This is a genomic window from Polyangium sp. 15x6, from assembly GCF_029960785.1.
Taxonomy (GTDB): Bacteria; Myxococcota_A; Polyangia; order Polyangiales; family Polyangiaceae; genus Polyangium.
Genome location: NZ_JASBQE010000056.1, coordinates 48,160 through 65,631, shown reverse-complemented (window position 1 = coordinate 65,631; position 17,472 = coordinate 48,160). Strand labels below are relative to the sequence as shown.

At 67.2% G+C, this 17,472-nt stretch carries 14 protein-coding genes and 1 pseudogene; 8 read left to right on the top strand and 7 right to left on the bottom strand.

Annotated features, from left to right (window positions below; genetic code table 11):
• Positions 1-5: 5 nt before the first annotated feature.
• From QHF83_RS32970 to QHF83_RS32950, 5 genes are all read right to left on the bottom strand, one after another.
• The gene (locus QHF83_RS32970; protein WP_282421975.1) at positions 6-977 is read right to left on the bottom strand and encodes a UDP-glucuronic acid decarboxylase family protein; all 972 of its coding nucleotides are present in this window, start codon (positions 975-977) and stop codon (positions 6-8) included.
• Between the two features lie 17 nt (positions 978-994).
• Positions 995-2,356 (bottom strand): asparagine synthase-related protein, encoded by a 1,362-nt coding sequence (locus tag QHF83_RS32965; protein ID WP_282421974.1) that lies wholly within the window; start codon positions 2,354-2,356, stop codon positions 995-997.
• Positions 2,353-3,351, bottom strand: coding sequence for a GDP-mannose 4,6-dehydratase (gene gmd, locus QHF83_RS32960; protein WP_282421973.1), 999 nt, complete (start codon positions 3,349-3,351; stop codon positions 2,353-2,355). The genes QHF83_RS32965 and gmd overlap by 4 nt, the downstream gene beginning before the upstream one ends.
• A 396-nt stretch (positions 3,352-3,747) precedes the next feature.
• Entirely contained in the window at positions 3,748-5,067 is a 1,320-nt protein-coding gene (locus QHF83_RS32955) for a hypothetical protein (RefSeq protein ID WP_282421972.1), read from the bottom strand.
• 109 nt (positions 5,068-5,176) lie between these two features.
• The gene (locus QHF83_RS32950; protein WP_282421971.1) at positions 5,177-5,446 is read right to left on the bottom strand and encodes a hypothetical protein; all 270 of its coding nucleotides are present in this window, start codon (positions 5,444-5,446) and stop codon (positions 5,177-5,179) included.
• Between the two features lie 80 nt (positions 5,447-5,526).
• On the opposite strand from QHF83_RS32950, the gene QHF83_RS32945 reads away from it, so the two are divergent.
• The 5 genes and pseudogenes from QHF83_RS32945 to QHF83_RS32925 all read left to right on the top strand — a co-directional run bounded on the left by QHF83_RS32945 (position 5,527) and on the right by QHF83_RS32925 (position 9,836).
• Positions 5,527-6,234, top strand: coding sequence for a hypothetical protein (locus tag QHF83_RS32945; RefSeq protein ID WP_282421970.1), 708 nt, complete (start codon positions 5,527-5,529; stop codon positions 6,232-6,234).
• Between the two features lie 179 nt (positions 6,235-6,413).
• Positions 6,414-6,566, top strand: a pseudogene (locus tag QHF83_RS53560) (FAD-dependent monooxygenase); the annotation flags it as partial.
• Positions 6,567-6,609: 43 nt separating this feature from the next.
• Entirely contained in the window at positions 6,610-7,821 is a 1,212-nt protein-coding gene (locus tag QHF83_RS32935; protein WP_282421968.1) for an IMP dehydrogenase, read from the top strand.
• Between the two features lie 117 nt (positions 7,822-7,938).
• Positions 7,939-8,808: a DMT family transporter gene (locus tag QHF83_RS32930; protein ID WP_282421967.1), complete on the top strand. Its 870-nt coding sequence runs from the start codon at positions 7,939-7,941 to the stop codon at positions 8,806-8,808.
• A 248-nt stretch (positions 8,809-9,056) separates the two neighbouring features.
• A complete protein-coding gene (locus tag QHF83_RS32925) occupies positions 9,057-9,836 on the top strand; it encodes an SIMPL domain-containing protein (RefSeq protein ID WP_282421966.1) in 780 nt (259 codons plus the stop codon).
• Between the two features lie 326 nt (positions 9,837-10,162).
• Here the strand turns inward: QHF83_RS32925 and QHF83_RS32920 are convergent, their stop codons facing one another.
• Positions 10,163-10,831, bottom strand: coding sequence for a hypothetical protein (locus tag QHF83_RS32920; RefSeq protein WP_282421965.1), 669 nt, complete (start codon positions 10,829-10,831; stop codon positions 10,163-10,165).
• Positions 10,832-11,145: 314 nt separating this feature from the next.
• Here QHF83_RS32920 and QHF83_RS32915 point away from each other — a divergent pair, with 314 nt between their 5' ends.
• On the top strand, positions 11,146-12,501 hold the full coding sequence (locus QHF83_RS32915) for an ADP-ribosylation family protein (RefSeq protein ID WP_282421964.1): 1,356 nt from the start codon (positions 11,146-11,148) through the stop codon (positions 12,499-12,501).
• A gap of 71 nt (positions 12,502-12,572) precedes the next feature.
• On the opposite strand, the gene QHF83_RS32910 is transcribed toward QHF83_RS32915, so the two are convergent.
• Positions 12,573-12,842, bottom strand: coding sequence for a hypothetical protein (locus tag QHF83_RS32910; protein ID WP_282421963.1), 270 nt, complete (start codon positions 12,840-12,842; stop codon positions 12,573-12,575).
• 490 nt (positions 12,843-13,332) lie between these two features.
• Here QHF83_RS32910 and QHF83_RS32905 point away from each other — a divergent pair, with 490 nt between their 5' ends.
• Both QHF83_RS32905 and QHF83_RS32900 read left to right on the top strand, forming a co-directional pair.
• Positions 13,333-15,117: an ABC transporter transmembrane domain-containing protein gene (locus QHF83_RS32905; protein WP_282421962.1), complete on the top strand. Its 1,785-nt coding sequence runs from the start codon at positions 13,333-13,335 to the stop codon at positions 15,115-15,117.
• Positions 15,118-15,306: 189 nt separating this feature from the next.
• Complete coding sequence (locus QHF83_RS32900) at positions 15,307-17,388, top strand: radical SAM protein (protein ID WP_282421961.1); 2,082 nt, start codon at positions 15,307-15,309, stop codon at positions 17,386-17,388.
• Positions 17,389-17,472 lie beyond the last annotated feature (84 nt).

Below are 17,472 nucleotides of genomic sequence, written 5' to 3'. Positions count from 1 at the left end.
CGGGCCTATCGTCCTTTCGGGCTGCGCTCGGCGAGCCGGGTCTGGAAATCGGCGACGGTGGCGCGGAGGCCTTCGCGGAGGCCGACGCGCGGGGAGAAGCCGAAGAGCTCGCGGGCGCGGGTGATGTCGGGCTTGCGCTGGCGCGGGTCGTCGGCGGGCAAGGGCGCGTGGATGATTTCGAGGTCGGAGCCGAGGAGGCGGAGGACTTCTTCGGCGAGCTCGCGAATGGTGAACTCTTCGGGGTTGCCGAGGTTCACGGGGCTCTCGATCGGCCCGAAGCGGGCGAGGGCGAGGATGCCTTCGACGAGGTCCTGCACGAAGCAGAAGGAGCGGGTTTGCTTGCCGTCGCCGAAGAGGGTGAGGGGTTTGCCCCGGAGCGTCTGGACGATGAAATTGGAGACGACGCGGCCGTCGTCGAAGGCCATGCGCGGGCCATAGGTGTTGAAGATGCGCGCGATGCGGACGTCGACGCCCCAGGCGCGGCGGGCGTCGTTGAGGAGGGTCTCGGCGCAACGTTTTCCTTCGTCGTAGCAGGAGCGGTCGCCGATGGGATTGACGTTGCCCCAGTAGCTCTCGGGCTGGGGGTGGACCGTGGGGTCGCCGTAGACCTCGGAGGTGGAGGCGTGGATGATGGTGCAGCGGCGGCCGCGGGCCATTTCGACGAGGCGGAGGGCGCCCATGACGCTCGTGGTGAGCGTGGCGTGCGGGTCGCTCTGGTAATGAATGGGCGAGGCGGGGCAGGCGAAGTTGAAGACGAGCTCGGCGTAGACGTGAATGGGCTCGCGGACGTCGCCCATCTGGAAGTGGAAATGCGGGTCGCGGCCGGCGCGCTCGAGGTTTTCGAGGTCGCCGGTCATGAGGTTGTCGATGCCGACGACCTCGTAGCCCTCGTCGAGCAATCGATCGACGAGGTGCGAGCCGAGGAAACCCGCGGCGCCCGTGACGAGCGCGGTCTTGCGTGCTGCGCCGAGTCCCATGTCAGCAGAGTCCTCCGTCAGATCGATGCGTCATGGCTTTGCAGATAGGCGATGAGCGTGGCCCAGGCGAAGAGGTTGGGCGCGGCGTAGGTGCCTTTGTCGTCGAAGAGGCCGCGCCAGAGAACGGCGAGGACGTGTGCGTCGAGGAAGGGAGCATAGCGCCGGGCCTCGTCGAGGAGCTTTCGTTCGGCCCAGGCGCGGAGCGGGCCCCGGAGCCACGCGACGAGCGGAGGCGCGGGCGTCGGGCGGGCACGGGTATGGCGGAGCGTGCCGGGGAGCGGGAGGGCGAGGGCGCGTTCCACGACGGCGCGATCGAGGAGCGGGGCGCGGAGCGAGAGGCCATGGCGGCGGCATGCGAGGTCGGCGTCGCGGAGCGCCGTGCCGTGGAGGTCGTTCGCGAGGTCGAGCGCGGCGAGCGCGCGATCGAGGCGGATGTTTCGACGCGCGAGGGAGGGCTCGAGCTTCTCTGGGATCCTGACCGGCAAGAGCGCGGTGCCTTCGAGGAGGAGCAGGTTCGGGTGCGTGGCGATTCCACCGTCGCGAAAGGAGGCCGCGGCGACCGCGTCCGTCATTTCCGTGCAGCGGAGCCCGGCGTAGGCGCGCTCGACGGACCGGTCCTTTGCGAAGAGCGCTCCGAAGTGCAGGACGCGGCTCGCCGCGGGGAAAATTGCGCTCCGGCCGAGGTCAGAAAAGGCCGCCACGCCCGCTGATTTCGCGGCGCGGAAGGCGGGGAGGAACGAGGTGGATGGTTGATCGAGCGCCTCGATGGCCTCCGTGATCTCGCGCTCGTCGGGGGTACGGGGCGTGGTCGCCTCAGGCGAAGCGGCCTCGGCGAGCATGGCCTCGACGTCGCGCGGATCGGTCGTTCGGGGCTCGATCGGCAGCTCCCAGTACGTGGCGCTGCGTGCGTGGCCGTCGCGGTAGGTGAGGATCGTCGCGGGAGGGAGGGGCGAGACGCCTTCGAGGATGGTGTCGGGCTCGGTGACGGCGCCCGTGGCGAGGAAGCTCGCGACCGCGCGGCGAGACAACCGTTTTTCGGCAAGACCCCGCGCGGCGAGGGGCCAGACCTCGAAGGCGAAGGCGAGCTTTCCGGGGGCCGTCGCGACGTAGAGGGATTTGATGCCGACCGGATCCCGCGCGAGGAGGAGCGTCCGCTCGTTCGCGTCCCAAAGACCCAGCGCAAACCCGCCCCGAAGCTCTTCGAGCGCGCGCTTGCCGCGGGCGGCGTACGCGGCGAGGACGCCTTCGGGGGTTTCGACGTCGCCTTCGAAGACGACCGTGAAACGGCCGTCGGGGGACGTCACGGCATTGGGGGAAAACCGGGCCTCGTCGATCGCGGAGCCCGGCCTGCCGCTGACGTACCCGAACGCCGCGTTCATCCCCGCGCCCGCTTTTCCCGCGCCGCGAGCTCGAGGTCCGAATCCACCATGCGCCGCACGAGCTCCGGGAACGAGACCTTGGGCGTCCATCCGAGCTTCTCCCGCGCTTTCGTGGGGTCCGCGAGGAGGACGTCGACCTCGGCCGGCCGGAAATACTTGGGATCGATGCGCACGTACTCCTGCCAGTCGAGGCCCGCATGGCGGAACGCGAGCTCCAAGAACTCGCGTACGGAGTGGGTTTCGCCCGTGCCGACGATGTAATCGTCGGCCTGGTCCTGCTGGAGCATGAGCCACATGGCCTCGACGTAGTCCTCGGCGTGGCCCCAGTCGCGGCGGGCGTCGAGGTTGCCGAGCCAGAGGTCACGCTGGAGGCCATGTTTGATGCGGCCGACGGCGCGCGAGATCTTGCGGGTGACGAAGGTCTCGCCGCGGCGCTCGCTCTCGTGGTTGAAGAGGATGCCGTTCGAGATGTGCATGCCGTACGCCTCGCGGTAGTTCTGCGCGACGTAAAAGGCATACGCCTTGGCCGCAGCATAAGGGCTGCGCGGGTGGAAGGGCGTGGTCTCGCGCTGGGGGATCTCGGCGACCTTGCCGTAGAGTTCGCTCGAGCTCGCCTGGTAGAAGCGCGCGGCGACGCGCATCTTGCGCATGGCCTCGAGGAGGCGAATGGCGCCGAGGGCGGTGACCTCGCCGGTGTACTCGGGGATGTCGAAGGAGACGCGGACGTGGCTCTGCGCGCCGAGGTTGTAGATCTCGTCCGGCTGGACCTCGGCGAGGATCGACTGGAGGGAGGAGGCGTCGTTGAGGTCGCCGTGATGCAAGAAGAGGCGGACGCCACGCTCGTGGGGGTCGCGGTAGAGGTGGTCGATGCGCTCGGTGTTGAAGGAGGAGGAGCGCCGGATGATGCCGTGGACCTCGTAGCCCTTCGCCAGGAGGAGCTCCGCGAGGTACGAGCCGTCCTGGCCCGTGATGCCGGTGATGAGCGCGCGTTTCATGCGGTTCTGAAGAGCATCCGGCATCCGTGCCCGGGGGCCGGACCCTAGCATCGGGGGGGTGGGGCGCCAAGCTGGGCGCCGGATCGTGAAAGGCTTGGTTGCAGGGGAGGCGGGCGACGTTCAGGGGGCGGGATCCGGGGGATCCTGGGTCGCCGAGGTCGGCGGCGGCTGCTGCCGCTGCTGCCGCCGCGGCTTCAGCAGTGCGGGGCGCAGGAGGCACCTCCGTTTCCAGGGCTGCTCCGTTTTGGAGCGAAGGCTGCTCCGTTTTGGAGCGGTTCACCGCTCCGTTCTGAAGCGTTCATGCGTCGCTCGGTGGTTCACGAGTGGTGTGTCTCACTTCACGATGTTCGGCGCATCGGCCGCGGGGCGGGCGATCGAAACGAGCCCGTGAACCGGTCAGCTGAATCCGTTGTCGTAGCGAGGCCCCTCGAGGAAGCGGGCCTCCGGCGGATTCGTCCATCGCGCGACGCGCGCGGCGTGCTCTTCGGCCGTGAGGGGAGTGAGCGGAGGGAGTGGCACGAGGGGCGAGCCGGCGTGTAGCCGCACCGAGGGCCTCCGCGCGATGAGCCGCTGCCCCGCTTCGGGGAGCCAGACGGTCGCGGGCGCGACAACGCGGACCTCGACGAGGTTCGGGAAGCGCTCGGTGGATTCGAGCGCCGCCCAGGCCGCGGGGTCCTTGTCGTCGCTCATGCAGATGGAGACGTAGGGCACCGGCCGGTCGATGGCGCGGATGAGCGCGGGCGTCGCCTGCAGCTGGCGCACGGGCGGGAGCAGCGCGACAGGGCCGGAGAAGATCACGCTCTCGACGGTGGACCAGGCGGGGTGGCCGACGAGGGGATCGCCGGGCGCGGCGTTCCACTCCACTTCGACCGGAAGGCCTCGGTGGAAGGTACGCGCGCGGCGGAAGGGGTGGTGCACACGCTCGTCGGCGAGGAGCTGCTCGTGACGCTCGAGCTTTCGGTTGGTGAGCTTCTCGGCGCAATCGAGGGTGATGAACTCGCCGCGAGGGTCGCCGAGGGCGGTCAGCTCTTTCGCGCAGGCGAGGCGAACATCGAGGTCCGCCGGATGGGCCCACAGGCGCGCCAGGATGGCGTCGAGAGAACCGGCGTCCGCGCTGGGCGGGGGCGGCTTCGGAGCGACGGGGGGCGCCCAGTCCGTCACGCTGGAGGGCCAGCCGCAGAGCGCGTCTGGGTCGCCGACGTCGAGCTTCCGGTCGTCTTCGTCGAAGTCGAGGCCGTCGCAGGGGTCGAAGATCGACTCGGCGCGCGTGGCGAGGCGAGCGGAGTAGCCCTTCGCGGCGAACGTGTCGAACCAGCCGATGCAAGCGATGAGCTCGGCCCGGGTGGATTCGAAGCGGTGGGTGTTGAAGACGAGCACGCGCTGGCGGTCGAGGAGCTTGCCGAGACCGCGGGGAGCGCAAGCCTTCTCGACGGCGGCGAGGAACGAGCGCAGCACGGCGTCGAGCTCCGGTGTGATGTGGGGCTTCAGCGCCTCGAGCCGTTCGCGGGCGCGGGCGGCGGCCGGGGACGCGGGGCGGCGGAGGAGCGAGTAGGTACTGCCATCGTGCTTCGAGCGCACGGAGGCGAAGTCCGCGGCGTCGAAGAAGAGAAACCAAGCGGGCGGGAGGAGGCCCTTGGTCCCGAAGAGCCCGGTGCCGCCCGAGGCCGGGTCGAAGTCTTCGGAGCCGTAGCACTCGAGGAACGCGGTGACGCCCATCGCCCCCCCTAACAGGGAGGTCTGGTTCTGTAAATCTCCGACATGAGGGCTCTTGGGCGGGATTGTTTACAACGCTTTGTGAACAATCTCGCTCCGCAGTCTTCACGGGTCACTCCGCGCTCTTCCCGGGCGGCTCCGTGCTCTTCACAGGTGTCTCCGCGCGCTTCACGGGTGTCTCCGCGCTCTTCCCGAGACCCTCCGCGCTCTTCCCGGGCGGCTCCGCGCGCTTCCCGGGTGTCTCCGCGCTCTTCCCGGGCGGCTCCGCGCGCTTCCCGGGTGTCTCCGCGCTCTTCCCGGGCGGCTCCGCGCGCTTCCCGGGTGTCTCCGCGCTCTTCCCGGGCGGCTCCACGCTCTTCCCGGGCGGCTCCGCGCTCTTCATGACCGTCATTGGCATGGGTCGTGCAGCACTTGCGACGGATACGACGCCGTACCCCCATCACGCGTCAAGGGAGGAACGTCATGACTGCAGCACTGATTGTGAAGAGCACGCTTCCGGCCAAGGATTTCACTACCATCACGCAGCTCGGCCTCAAAGCCTTGAACCTCGCCGTCACCCACGCCGCCGCCCTCGGCCCGCGGCTCTCGGAAGGCCTGGTCCAGGGGCTCTCGGAGGACATCGAGAAGCTCGGTGAAGCCATCCCCGGCGCCAAACAGGCCCGGAGCGAGGCCGTCGCGGCGACGAGCGCGCAAAACGTGGCGCTCGAACAGGGGCACGCGCAGATGCAGCAAATCCGCGTGGCCGTTCGCCGCGCCAAAGCGCCCGCCGACGTGAAGCGCGCCTACGGGATCGGACTGAAGGTGAACAAGACGAACATGCGTGACGTGAAGGCGGCGATCCAGCAGATCCTCGGCCGCACCAAGGAGAACCCGGCCGAGGCAGCGTCCCTCGGGATCGTGGCGAAGGACCTCGACGCGCTCGCGCAGGCGCTCGTGGCGATCACGAATGCAGATGCAGTGCAGGAGCAGAAGCGCGCGAGCGCGCCGGTGGCGACGCAGGAGCGGAATCGGACGGGGAATCGGATTCTTGCGGCCGTGGCGCGGATCGAGGGCGCGGGGCGAATGGAGTTCGCGAACGACGAGGCAAACCGCGCGAGCTTCGAGGCGCTGGGGGCGGGGGCGAGGAAGAGGAAGCGGGCGGAGGAGGAGGCGGCGCCGCCCGTGCGGTGACAGACGACGCGTCTACGATTTCGGTGGGGTGGGGCGGGTGAGGTCAGAGCGAAAGCCGCCGACGTGCCAGCAGCGCAATCATGCAGACCCACGACCGCGCGCCCTCGGGCGTCACGAGGTTGTCATGGCGGCGCCAGGCGACGAGGAAGACCTCCTGCACGAGGTCGTCGGCCTCCCGCCCTACCCGGCACAACGACGTGCTCGCGCTCTGGCAGAACCACATCGAGCGCATACTGGCCGGCTGGGTAGGCGAGTTGGCGGCGCCGATCCATCGTGGACGTGAAGTGACGGGTTTCGCGCAGGACGATACCGGCGTCGACGTCGAGCTGTCCGCTCTCCTGTGAGCCAATACAGGAGGGCGGGCGCCAGGAGGGGATGGTGATAGAGTCCCGCGGCCATGGGGGACTCCATGCCAGTCAAACTCGCCCCTGCCAGTGTGGCCGCGGTTTCTCGTCCTGCCCTGGCCTCCTTGAGAGGCCTGACGTCGACGACGTCACCATCCTCCCGGACCTGACCGATGTCCGTCCGGACCAGGTATCTCTCCAAGCCGAGGTGATCAAGGGGGTCCGGGCCGCGCTCCCGGTCTTCTCGGCGGCCATGGAGACGGTCTGGTCCGTGGCGCTCACTTGCTCGCTGGCGGAGTTCGGGGCCATCGGGCCGATCACCCAGGAGCTCTCCCAGGCCGACCTGTTGGCGGCCATCGAGCAGATCTCCCGGTACCGCATCGATCTCACGCGCTTTCCCGAGGCGCTCCACATCGACGGTCGCCCGCCCATCCTCGTGGCGGCTTCACCCTTCGAGCACTCGAAGCTGGACTTCCTCCTGGTCCGGCCGGAAGTCGATTACGTGATTATCAATACCGTCCAACCCTTCCACGTGAAGGTCCTGGAGACGGTCGAGAAGTACTCGGTTCTGGCGCCGGACAAGCTGGTGGTGGGCAATCTCGCCACCGCGGAGGCCGCGTACGAGTTCTGCAGATTCCCCATCGCCGCGCTCAAGGTCGGGCTCGGTCCGGGCTCCATCTGCACGACGCGGGAGATGTCCGGGGTGGGCGTCCCGCAGCTCGAGGCGATCCAGGAGGTCGCTTCGGTCGCCCGACCCGTCGGCATCCCGGTGATCGCCGACGGGGGCATCCGCATCCCGGGAGATATCGCCAAGGCCCTGGCCGCGGGGGCCAGCTCGGTGATGATGGGACGTCTCTTTGCCGGTACCGAGGAGGCCAGCGGTGAGCTCAAGGAGATTCAGGGCAGGAAGTACAAGTTCTATGCAGGCGCCAGGTACACCTCGCTGGAACATGATTCCTCCTGCGGGGTGCCCGAGCTGGACAGCTTCCTCGAAGAGCTCGCGTTCCGGGGGCACCGGGTGGAGGGGGTCTCGGGCTATGTGCCATACATGGGCCCGGCCAAGGCGCTTCTCCTGCAGATCAAGCGCTCCCTCGGGGTGAGCCTGGCCTTCACCGGCGCCCGCACGGTCGAGGAGTTCCAGTCCCGTGCGCGGATGATCCAGATCTCCGCCGCCGCCTTCATCGAGGGACGGGCTCACAGCATCCCGGAGATTACGCACCAGAATTGGCTCCTCGGGCGCTAGGTGTGTGGCGTTTTTCGTCGCGAGCGGCCCGAGGCTGAATGCAGTGGTACTTGGAGCGAGTCCGACTGACGACTCGGGCCGCGCAGCAGAAAAACACCACACACCAGGGTGCCCGGGATGCATGAGAAGCGCTTCAGGAAAGGGGCGTTGTTGTCGCTGCTCTCCACGCTCCTCTTCGCGACCCAGTTTCCGTTGATCCGACTGAGCCTGGACTACGTTACCGCTCCGCTCGCGGCCATCTACGAGGCGGGGTTCACCCTCTTGTTCTGCCTGGTGGGAGCGCGGCTGCTCGGACCGCGAGCCCGGGTGGTGATGTCCGGGGGCCTGCTGGCCTCGGGCCTGCTGAACGCGATCGGCCTGATCTTCCTCTTCGAGAGCCTCTCGCGGATCCACCCCGGCATCGTGGGGCTCGTCGGGAGGCTCTACTTCGTCTACGCGATGATGATCGCCTACGTCTATTTCCAGGAGCGGCCGAGCAAGCTCGAGTTGCTCTTGGTCGTCGCGGCGCTCATCGGGGTCTTCCTCGTCTCCTTCCAGGGCACGGTGGGCCCGATGGGGAGCATGGTCGGCTTCCTGCTGGCCGCGCTGTATCCGGCCGCGTTCGCCATCCAGAATGCGGTCGTCAAGTCCACGCTCGAGCGGGAGGGGCCGCTCACCATCCTGCTGAATACCAAGCTGTACGCGCTCACGCCGCTCGTCCTCTATGCGATCGCCAGGGAAGGGGTCTCCAGCCTGCGCTACGCGCCCGAGGGCGTCGCCATCCTCCTGTGCTCGACCTTCCTCGCCACGTTCCTCGGATTGGCCCTGTTCTATCGCGCCATGGCCATCACCACCTTCGGCACGGCCAACCTGATGAAAGCCGCCGAGCCTGTCTTCGTCCTGCTCTTTTCGGCCTTCTTGTTTCCCATCCAGGTGAGCCCACAGCTCGTCTGCGGGACCACGCTCATCGTCTTCTCGGTGTGCGCAGCCGCCTTCATGCGGAGCTAAGCCAGGTTGGGTAAGTCCTGTCTCCTTGTGGCGCCTGCGCGGCACGCGCTTTCAGGAGAGACCTCCTCCCTGCGCGGACATGCCCCCGGGCGTGCATCTCCAACGATGGGCCTGCAAGGAGAGACCGAGATCCTGGGAGCGGAGCCTCTCATGTGCGCAATGGACGCGCCACGACGTGGCACGAGGACTGCTCACTTCCATGGCGGACGGCCCTGGCAGCGTCGGAGGCCGATCGAGAGGAGGATTCGATGAAGCGTCTTTCCATTCTAGCGCCCCTGGCCATCGGCGCTGCCCTGCTCTTCCCCGAGCTCGCACAGGCACAGGACGAGACGGACTCCACGGTGACCACCCCAGACACCCGCCCCAGGATCATCGTCACAGGAGATGCCGAGGTCCACGTCGTTCCCGACGAGGTGGTGCTGAGGATCGGCATCGAGACGGTGGATATGGATCTCGTCAAGGCGAAGACCGAGAATGACAATGCGGTCCGGGCGGTGCTGGCGCTCGCTCGAGGGATGGGAATCGACGACACAGACGTTGATACCGATTACATCAGCATCGCGCCCAAGTACGAGTGGCAAGATGATAGCAATGTGTTCGTCGGATATGCCGTGAAGAACACGATGGCCGTCACCCTGGACCAGGTCGACAAGTTCGAACAGTTTCTGATGAGCGCCATCCAGAGTGATGTCAATCGAGTCCACGGGATCGAATTTCGGACGACCAAGCTCCGCGAACATCGCGACAGGGCGAGAGCCATGGCAATCCAGGCTGCGAGGGAGAAGGCCATCGCGCTGGCGAAGGAGCTCGATCAGACCGTCGGCCTTCCGCTCCTCATCGACGATGGGGGGAGCGGGTGGTCGTCGGCCTATAACGCGTGGTGGGACGAAGCGCCGCAGCTTGCGCAGAACGTAGCCGTCGTTGCCGGCGGTGGGCTGGAATCCTCGCCCGAGAGCACGCTCGCGCCGGGGCAGATCGCCGTGCGCGCGAAGATCACCGTTTCGTTCCAGCTCCTGCCGACGCGCTGAGCGGCGGCATCACGGCTCCCGGCGAGCCGCTTCGGTCGTTCCCCGGGCGCCAGCGTAGACCATCGCGAGGGCCTGCCGAGCGAGGGCACCGACGCATCCACGGGCGCCGCCCCGACGAGCCCTGGCATCGTCCCAGCGCACCGCAGAGGTTCTGGTTCAATCTCACGCCAGACGAAATCGAGAATGCAACCCTCGGGTGCGCCATTCGCGCATGCACCGCAGGACGGTGCGGGCGGCGCAGGCGTGCCGGGCAGCGTTCGAGGCCCAAGTCCAGCGCGACCCCGATGGGTGCGGCGCGGCCTCGGAGGTCGCATTCCTTCCACCACTCACAGAAGCTTCACGTCCCCCACAAAATGGATGTCGAACTTGGCCGAAGGATCGGCATGTGCGCGCCTCACCACGACGGGCGCCTCGCGCACCGAGACCCCCTCGGGCGTCGAGATGAGCGCGGTGAGCGTGTGGGGCCTATCGTCTGCGATGACACGGTCCGAAGGCAGCCGGAAATAGGCGTTCCACGAGCCATCGGTCCCCATGAGGCACCGATTGACCCCCATCGCGAGCGGCGGCCACAAATCACACACCGCCTCCGGCGGCGCCCGCAACACGCAGGTCTCGCCCGAGGGGGTGATTTCCATGCAGGGTCTGCCATCGAGGAAGAGCTCGATATGATGGGGATTCTGACCTCCGGGAATCGAGGCGGGATTGTCGAACCGGATGTCGAGGGTTCCGGTATGGTATTCGACCATCCTCTTCGCGTCGGAGGGCGACTCCGCCAGAGCCCCCTCCATCCTATGAGAAACGAGCAGGGCGACGACCGACAGCCCGGCCCCCCACGTTCCGTATCTGTACATGTCCCCTCGGCATATCAATTCCCATGCCGATTCATCAGAAAGGTTTAGCGCTTCCGCTCGACAGGCAGGCGCCACGGCGCTCTCAACCTCCCTCCACTTTGCCCCCGAGTAGACAAGAAGCCTGGAACATCGATCGGTCATCATACCGATCGATGTTCCAGGAGCGGCGTGCAATCCGTCGTCGCGAAATCCGAACGACAAGGCGCGTCTCCGCCCCGCCCGGCCCGCAGGGAAGTGAGCTGGTGGCTCACGCTTCTTCAATTCGAATGCGCGCCGAACCAGGAACGCCGTTTGCCCTGCATTGGGAGGAGCTGCCCGCTGTTTCGTTGGTCCAGGGGCCGTATGTGATGAAGGAGTGTCGGATGAAGTTCATCGAAGTCGTGCTCCTGATGATTGTCATGAGCACGGTTCCAGCGCGGGCCGCCCCCCTACGTGTCGCATCCCATGCAGGCAACACCATGAATGACCCAGAGATCGAGGCAGCGCTCGCGCTCGCGCGCGAGCGCTGGAGGACCCTCTTTCCCGTCAAGGACGAGCGCGCCGAGCTCACTTCGTGGTATCCACCTTATTTCGTGCGAAACATCGGTCTCGTCGCGAGCATGCACATCTCCGAGACCGGGAGCTTTGGGGGGCCGAGCGCCGATTTCGTTGTCGTGCCTCTCGCACGAATGCACGAGCCCCGGGCGGCGCTCGACGAGCTCGCCGCCACGCTCACGGCGCTCGCCGCCCGCGGCGTCTCATCCGCGCTCGGGGTTCCCCTCGAGGAAACGCTCGGGCTCGCGCGGGCCACCGTTACCGAGGCCACGTTCACCCCCGATGAGGCCACGGTGCGCCGCCGACGCGAAGCGCTCGCGCTCATGTACGAGCGCTTCCCCGCCGTTGCGCAGCGCATGCAAGAGGTTTACGGCCTGCGCCTGCCGCGCTACCTCGCGACCTTCGCGGCGTTCTGGCGAAGCCTCGATGAGGCCGAATGGAGGGGCATGGACGACCTCGGTCGAGCGCCTGATTGCATCATGGTGTGGTTCGAGGACCGCGGTCTTTCGCGGAGGACACGCGACGGCCTCGACCCGCGGCTCGAATGCCGTTACCGCTCGGATCCGCCCGAGTTCGTCCGCGTGATGTGGGGCGACACCGACGCCCTGCATCATGGTCTCTGGTACGACGACCCCGCGGACCCGCCCACGTACATCGCCCATAATTATGCGCATGATACCGCGGAAACCTGGCGCGACGAGGAGCCCACTCCGCTCGCCGTCCTTACCACCCGGGCTCGCGAGCGGATCGCGGATCCAACCTACCCCGAACAACCTGCGCCCCTCACGGTCCACGCCGTGCTCGCTGCGCTCGAATGGTTTGCCGAAGAGGACCGCGCCGCCCTCGCGGAGGATCCCCCCGCGAAGCGCTGGCTCGAGGCCGATCGGATTCCCACCCTAGGCACGTTCGGCCCCGCGCTGCCGCCCGGCGCAGGCACCGTTCGCGTGGGCAGCCCTGAGGCTCGCAGGAGAGTCTGGCGCAGCCAGCCCGAACGCGCGCGACAATGGATTGAATCCGCCAAGCGTGAATGCGCGGAGGGCAAACCTGGCGCCGCGCTCACGTTCGGCCACGACCTGCATTGGCTGGATGCCAAAGAGTATCACGAGGACGCGCTCGAGCTCCTCGTGTGCGCTTATGAAAGACTCGGCCGGCACGCGCTCGCCGAGATTGCGAAGGTTCATTACGCGCACCGCGATCTCGCGAGGGTCGCCGTGTTCCTCCCAGACGAAGACGGTACCGAAGTAACCCCCTCTCCGGATCCAGGATCGACAGAGCGTTGAGGGGCGAATGGCCCAAGCATCGGTGTCCACCCATTGCAGGTCCGGCAGGCTCTCGAGCGGCGAGAGGTCCGTCAGCGCGAGTTTCCTGTAGGGAGGGTTGCGGCGATGTTCTCGTCGCGCGGATCCGCTTCATAAATCGCTGTCGCCGCCTCGACATCGGGCAACGGATTCGCTCGGGTCATCTCCACGAAGCGAGGATGCCAGAGGGCGTCCGGAGCGGTGTCCAGAAGCGCCAGGGCCTCGAGGTGCGGTTCCAGGTCGGGCGTCGAAAGCAGATACATGCCGCCGGTCGAATGTCCGGCGAACACGACGTTCGGGAGCGCCCTGGCAGCCTCGGCCACGACCTCGGGCCAGGCATCAAAAGGAGTCGCATCCCCATCCGCGAAAACCGCCGACGTGCCAGCCCGAGCCGGGCATACGCGGTGTCGAGGGGAATCCGCAACGTCCGAGCGATCTCCGGCATCGACCGGCCGTCGCTGAGGATGCAGGACGACGTCTACGTTGGGTATAGCCTGGAACTCCGGCTTGGACGGGTTTCGGGTCAGACGCCGGTCGGTGTGTCAGCGCCGGCTGGCGTCGCTTTTTTGTGTTTCATGGTTTGTTGGGGAAGGCAATGGGAAAGTGGGGGATAGGGTTCGTCTTGGAAGAACCAAGATCCATCGGGGTGCGTGGCGCGGCCGCGTGAATGAGAGGAAGATCTAGGCTGGCACAGGATTGAGCCTGCTTTGTCGAGAAGTACCGCGAATCCGACGCATCCGGTCGGGCGTCTCGCTGTGCGCGCGGTCATACTGCGGTCGAAGCCCTCGGCCCGCTGGGCCAAGGGCGTCAGCCATGGGGAACACGGCGAAATCGACGATTGCGGAGCCCCGCTCTTTCGAAGCGAGGGCCTGGAGGCACTTCTCCGCGCTCGTCCGGCCCGAGCGCGGGAGAATCCTCTGGGCCACGCTCTTTCTCGCCGTCGAGAGCGCAGCGGCGCTTCTTTTTCCCCAGATGCTCCGCGCAATCGTCGACGGCGCATCCGCCCGTGGCGGGAACGCCGCGCCCATGAGCGGCGTCGTGGCAGCGCTCATCGCCGCCACCTTCGTGCAAGCCGCGGCGCTCGCGCTGCGCTTCACGCTCTTCAATGTTTCCGGGGAGCGCGTCGTCGCCCGGCTGCGCGCGCGGCTTTTCGAGCGCCTTCTGGCACAAGATACCGCATTCTTCGATCAACATACGACCGGCGAGCTCACGAGCCGCCTCGCCCTGGATACGGCCGCGCTGCAAAACGTCGTCACCACCAGCGTCCCCACGTTGCTGCGCGCGCTCGTATCCATAATCGGGGGCGCCGGTTGTCTTTTCCAGGCGTCGCCGCGGCTCGCCCTCCTCATGCTCTCGATCTTCCCGCCAGCGACGCTCGGTGCCGTCCTGTACGGGCGTCGGGTCCGGCGCATCTCCCGGGATTTTCACGATGCGATGGCGCGCGCCGGGCAGATCGCCGCCGAGGCGCTCGCCGGGATCAGGACGGTCCACGCGTTCGCCGAGGAGCAGGGCGAAGCGGAGAGGTATTCCACGTCCATCCTCCGGGGACACCATTTGGGGCAGCGACGCAGCCGCATCGTCGGGACGTTCCTCGGCGCAGCTTCGTTCGTCGTGTGTGGAGTGGTGGCCCTCGTGCTCTGGTATGGTGGGCACCTCATGACGCAAGGCGCGCTGAGCGCGGGGGAAATGCTCTCCTTCCTCGTGTATGCGCTCATGGTCGCCTTTTCGTGCAGCTCCCTGAGCGACGTGTGGGCGGAGCTGGCACGGACCGGGGGCGCCCTGGAGCGCGTCGTCGAGCTGCTCGAGCGTACGCCTACGATTCAGCACGCAAGCGGCCTCGCGCCGCCCTCGGTCACGGGGACGATCGAGCTCCGGCAGGTCGATTTCTGCTACCCGACGCGAAAGCGTGCCTCCGTGCTGTGCGGATTCAGCCTCACCCTCCACGCGGGCGAGGTGGTCGCGCTGGTGGGGCCCTCGGGGGCGGGCAAATCGACGATCGTCGCGCTCTTGCTGCGCCTCTACGACCCCGACGGCGGGAGCATCGTCCTCGACGGCGTGGACCTGCGCGACCTCTCGCCCCGGTGGCTGCGCCGCCAGATCGGCCTCGTCTCGCAGGACACGCCGCTGTTTTCGGGCAGCGTCGCCGATAACATCCGTTATGGGCGCGAAGGCGCGTCCGACGCCGAGGTCGAGGCCGCGGCGCGGACGGCCAACGCGCACGCATTCATCGGCGAGCTGCCGCAGGGGTACGGGACGCTCGTCGGCGAGCGCGGCGTGCAGCTCTCCGGCGGGCAGCGGCAGCGCATCGCCATTGCCCGCGCCATCCTCCAGGCGCCGCCGATCTTGATCCTCGACGAGGCGACGAGCGCCCTCGACGCGGGGAGCGAGACGCTCGTCCGTGAGGCCCTCGAGCGGCTCATGAAGGGGCGCACGACGCTGATCATCGCGCACCGGTTATCGATGGTCCAGGCCGCGCATCGTGTGGTCGTCATGTCCGGCGGCGCCATCGTCCAGATCGGTACACACGCGGAGCTCTTCCAAAAGGAAGGGCTTTACCGCGATCTCGCCCTGTTGCAACGAGTGCGCCCGGCCGAGTGACGTCTGGACGCGGAGGGGGGCGATGACCAGATGCCATACGAGCGTGCCGGGGCGGCCACGTTCGGCCCGGCGACGCGCCTGACGCTGCGCGTGGGCTCCGGCGTATGCGACGCGTCTCGACGCGGAGGACCACGAATGTCGTCAGCATGTCGCAAGAACGTCCTGATCAGCGAACCCCAACTGATGGAAATGGGTATTCCTTACCTGCCCGTCATGTGGGGTATCCTGAAGACCTCCTGGGAACGGCTCGGGCCCGGCGGAGAAGACGTGCATTGGCTGCCCCCGATCCACCGGATGGGGGACGCCACCTCCCTCCTTTCGGCCTATGGGGATACCCCGATCCACGTGCTGGGGCTGAGTTGTTATACCTGGAACTGGCGGCTCCAGCTCCATATCGCGCAGCAGGTCAAATCGCGTCATCCGGATTGTCTGATCGTCGCCGGTGGGCCCGAGCCGGACTACAAGGATCCGGCATTCTTCGCCAAATACCCGTACATCGACATGATCGCCGTCAAGGACGGCGAGATCACGTTCAACAGGATCCTCGAGCGTGTCCTCGCGCGAGGCGACGCCCGCGGGCTCCCGCAGGACGGCGCCCTTTTCCTCGATGTCCCGGGCTTGTACCTGCCCGGACCGGACGGGAGCGCCCACATCTGCACCGGGCCCGCGGAGGTGCCTTCGGGATTCGAGCACAGCTCGTACATCGCGCAGAGCGCTTATTACGAGGAGCTACGCCGCACGCTCTCCAGCAATGTCATCGCCGTCTGGGAGACGAACCGCGGCTGTCCCTACAAATGCAGCTTCTGCGACTGGGGCTCGGCCACCATGTCGAAGCTGCGTCTCTTCGACATGGCGCGGCTCGAAGCCGAGATCGAGTGGTTCGGACGCACGAAGATCGGCTTCATCATGCTGGCCGACGCGAACTTCGGCATCCTGCCCAGGGATCTGGCGCTCCTCGACCGCGTCGTCGCGGCCAACCAGACGTTCGGCTACCCGACGTATTTCTCGTACAACACGGCGAAGAACAATCCCGAGCGTACGGTCGCCATCGCCAAGAAGCTCATCGGCTCCGGCCTGTCGTCGGCCCACGTGCTCTCCATCCAGCACACGAACCAGGACGTCCTGGCCGCGACGGAGCGCGCCAATATCTCCACCCAAAAGCAGATCAAGGTCGTCCGTGAGCTGATGGAGGACGACGTCCCCATCTACGTCCAGCTCATCATGGGGATGCCCGGGGACAAGTACGAGACCTGGAAGTCGTGCTTCACCGACCTGATGGAATGGGGGATCCACGCCCATTACTGGGTTTTCCCGTACAACCTACTCCCCAACGCGCCGGCCGCCGAGGCGCAATACCGCGAGCGGTGGAAGATCCAGACGCTCGACCGCTACGTCCTGTTGAACCATGGCCTGCGCATGCTGGGCCCCATGGACCCCGTCCTGGAGGCCAAGAGCCGGCTGATCGTCGAGACGAGCACGTTCTCGCGCGCCGACTGGGTGAAGATGAGCGCCTACGCCGCTTGCATCAAGGCGCTTCACAACTGCGCCGTGACCCAGTCGATCGCCGTGTACATGCGCTTCACGCACGACGTGCCCTACGCCCAATTCTACGAGGATCTGATCGAGGGCTTCTTCGCCAACGCAGAGCCCTCGAGAGGCTTTTATCAGGCCGTGCTGGCCCATCATCAGCGCTACCTCGACGAGGAGGACGCCATCGATTTCATGGCCATCCCCCAGCTCCCGGGCTTTCCCTACCACATCGATCCGTGCCGCTGGCTCTTCGTCCAGATCTGCTTCGCGATCGACGCATTCTTCGAGGCCCTGCGGGAGCATCTGGTCAGGCGCTACCCGGCCGTCGCCGCGAGCCTGGAGAGCCTCGTCGCGTACCAGAAAAACCTGATCGTTCTGCCGAGCTACGACAGGCAACGCGGGAAGGTCTTCGTCACGGATCATGACTGGCCGGCGTATTTCGCCGAGACGCAGCGGCGCCTCGTTCCAGCGCAGCTGCCCGAGCCCGCGTCCACACCAGGCGCCGTGATCGCCGTCGGGGACCAGACCTGGTCTGACGAGCGGATGACGCGCCCGCTCGACTGGACCGCAAGCAGCGAGGAGGAGCGATGGTCCCGGTGGATTCACGCCACGGTGACCGGGCGCAACTCGATCCGCAAAAACAACTTCCAAGAGCTCCGGCGTCTGTCGTCCGGCGCCATCACGACCGGCCCCGCAGCGCCAGGTACGCCCAGTCCCCGGCGTCTGCCGATCACGCGCTGAGATCGCAAGCCGTCGCGCCGCGCCGGGGCGCTGCCCCGGGCCCCGCGGGGGCTATCCGCCCCTCGACCCGGACCAGGGCAAGCC